This window comes from Pseudomonas sp. 05T35 (genome assembly GCF_056396605.1).
The window spans coordinates 1-2,630 of sequence record NZ_JBFTLU010000544.1 but is presented as its reverse complement, the minus strand read 5'-3'; the positions used below and the strand labels follow the sequence as shown (position 1 = coordinate 2,630).

Sequence of the window (2,630 nt, the reverse complement as noted above, 5' to 3'; positions counted from 1 at the left end):
GCCATCGCCACAAGCCTTGGGGTTGGAAATTGCCAACTGGCCGGCCGAGCGCCCATTGATTGCCGGTGGCAGTGTAATCATCGGCCCAATGGGCGACGTGCTGGCCGGTCCGTTGTTGGGCGGTGCAGGTTTACTGACGGCCGAGATCGACATCGATGAACTGGTGCGTGCGCGCTACGACTACGACGTGGTCGGGCACTATGCGCGCCCGGACGTGTTCGAGCTGACCGTGGATGAACGGGCCAAACCCGGTGTGCGGTTTATCTGAGACGCTGTGCTCTGCGGCTGATTTACCAGATGCCGGCTGTCGAGCCAGGCAGGTTGAGTGTGCCTTTGTCGACAAAACGGACGGTGCCTGACGCACCGCCAGACAGCTTGCCGCGTAATACAAAAGGCAGGTTGTTGAGCGATTGCGTCTGGCTCAGGCCAAGGGTTTGACGCAGCACGGAGAACGCCGAAATACTCACGGGCACCGTGATGATCGCTTCCGAGTAACGCGGAATCGATCCGGTTTGATCGCTCACGCCAGTGGCCAGGGGTTGGCCGTTGACCTCGAGGCTCAGGGCCACGCCGTTGTAATAAATGGGCGTTTCGTTGGGATTTTGCAGACGCAGTTTCACTGCAAAGCGCACTTCCAGGTCCTGGTTTTGCAGCGGTTCAATGCCGACCACGTTGATGTTCAGCGGATCACGATTGGGGAACAGTGCGCAGGCGCTCAGGCTGAGCAACAGCAGGGAAAGGCTTAAGGCGAGGAATCTGCGCATGAACGAGCTCTCGTAAAGATAAGGGTCGAACCGCCGGCGGCTCGACCCTCGAGCGGCGTTAGCGGTTCACCTGTGCGACCACGGAAGGCTTGAGTGGTTCGCCGTGCGGCGTGACATCCGGGTTCTCCATGACCGTGAGGATCGAAGCTTCCGGATCAAAATCGTCTTCTTCCAGCTCGATGAACTCTTCGGGCAGGAAGATATTCAGCACGATAGCGCACAATGCGCCGACGGTGATCGGCGACTCGAAGATGTTGTGCAACGCCTTGGGCAATTCGCGCAACACTTCCGGTACGGCCGCAACACCCAGCCCCATGCCCAGCGAAATGGCGACGATCAGCATGTTGCGCCGATGCAGGCCTGCCTCGGCGAGGATCTTGATCCCGGCCACCGCTACGGTGCCGAACATCACCAGCTCAGCGCCGCCCAGTACGGGTTTGGGCATCAGTTGCAGCACGGCGCCAATCATCGGGAACAGCCCGAGCACTACCAGCAGTCCGGCGATAAAGAACGCGACGTAGCGGCTGGCCACGCCGGTGAGCTGGATCACCCCGTTGTTCTGCGCGAAGGTCACCATCGGCATGCTGTTGAAGACTGCGGCCATCGCCGAGTTGAGACCGTCGGCGAGCAAGCCGGATTTGATCCGCCGAATGTAGATCGGGCCTTTGACCGGTTGCTGGGAAATCATCGAGTTGGCGGTCAGGTCGCCGGCCGCTTCCAGCGGCGAGACCAGGAAAATCACTGCCACCGGAACGAACGCCACCCAGTCGAAGTTGAAGCCATACTTGAACGGCACCGGAACGCTCATCAGCGGCACGGCGGTCATGTTGGCGAAATCGACGTCACCCATCAGCCACGCAACGACGTAACCGAGGGTCAGGCCGATAACGATGGCGCCCAGGCGCAGGAACGGTACATCGACCCGGTTGAGCACGACGATGGTGCCCAGCACCAATGCGGCCAGCGCCAGGTGGCTTGCGGCGCCCAGATCCGTCGCGCCAAAGCCGCCGGCGATGTCGGTCATGGCGACCTTGACTAGCGACAAACCCATCAGGGTGATGATGGTGCCGGTGACTACCGGGGTGATCAGCATTCGCAGCTTACCGATGAACTGGCTCAGCACCACTTCGATGAACGCGGCAAAGAAGCACACGCCGAAAATCGTCGAGAGGATTTCATCGGTGCCACCACCACGCGCCTTGACCATGAACCCGGCGCTGAGAATCACGCTGATAAACGAGAAACTGGTGCCTTGCAGGCACAGCAGGCCGGAACCGATCGGTCCGAAACGCCGCGCCTGAACGAAGGTGCCCAGGCCCGAGACGAACAGCGCCATGCTGATCAGGTAGGGGATTTCGCTTTGCAGGCCCAGGGCGCTGCCCATGATCAGGGTCGGCGTGATGATCCCGACGAAGCTCGCCAATACATGTTGCAGCGCGGCGAAGAGGGTCGCAGTGAAATGCGGGCGGTCGTTGAGGCCGTAGATCAGGTCGGAACGAAGCGCAGTTTTCGAGTGGTCAGATGAGGTCACGGGGAGGGCGCCAAAAAGGCCAGGTCAGAAAAGGGAGGCGCAGGATGCCAGCCGCAGGCWTCGAGGGCAACGCGCGGTTGTTCAAAACGGACGGGGCTGGAACGACAAACCCGCCAGCCTTGTGAAAAGGTGGCGGGTTTTGTGTTGTTCGCAGACACGGCCGAGAACCTGTGGCGAGGGAGCTTGCTCCCGCTCGGCCGCGAAGCGGTCGTAATCCGGCAATCGCGTTCCATCTGGATATTCGCGGTGGCTGATTTTAGGGTCGCTTCGCCCGAGCGCGGACCGACCCCGCGGGAGCAAGCTCCCTCGCCACAATATGAAGCTGGCTGTATTAC

General features: G+C 60.9%; 2 protein-coding genes and 1 pseudogene. 1 reads left to right on the top strand and 2 read right to left on the bottom strand.

The annotated features are described in order from the left end of the window. Positions 1 to 268, top strand: a pseudogene (locus AC1DH9_RS26910) (carbon-nitrogen hydrolase family protein); the annotation flags it as partial. 22 nt (positions 269 to 290) lie between these two features. On the opposite strand, the gene AC1DH9_RS26905 reads toward AC1DH9_RS26910, so the two are convergent. After that, a complete protein-coding gene (locus AC1DH9_RS26905) occupies positions 291 to 764 on the bottom strand; it encodes an LEA/WHy family protein (RefSeq protein ID WP_427537404.1) in 474 nt (157 codons plus the stop codon). A 58-nt stretch (positions 765 to 822) separates the two neighbouring features. Further along, the gene (locus AC1DH9_RS26900; protein WP_427537401.1) at positions 823 to 2,295 is read right to left on the bottom strand and encodes a nucleobase:cation symporter-2 family protein; all 1,473 of its coding nucleotides are present in this window, start codon (positions 2,293 to 2,295) and stop codon (positions 823 to 825) included. Positions 2,296 to 2,630: the final 335 nt, after the last annotated feature.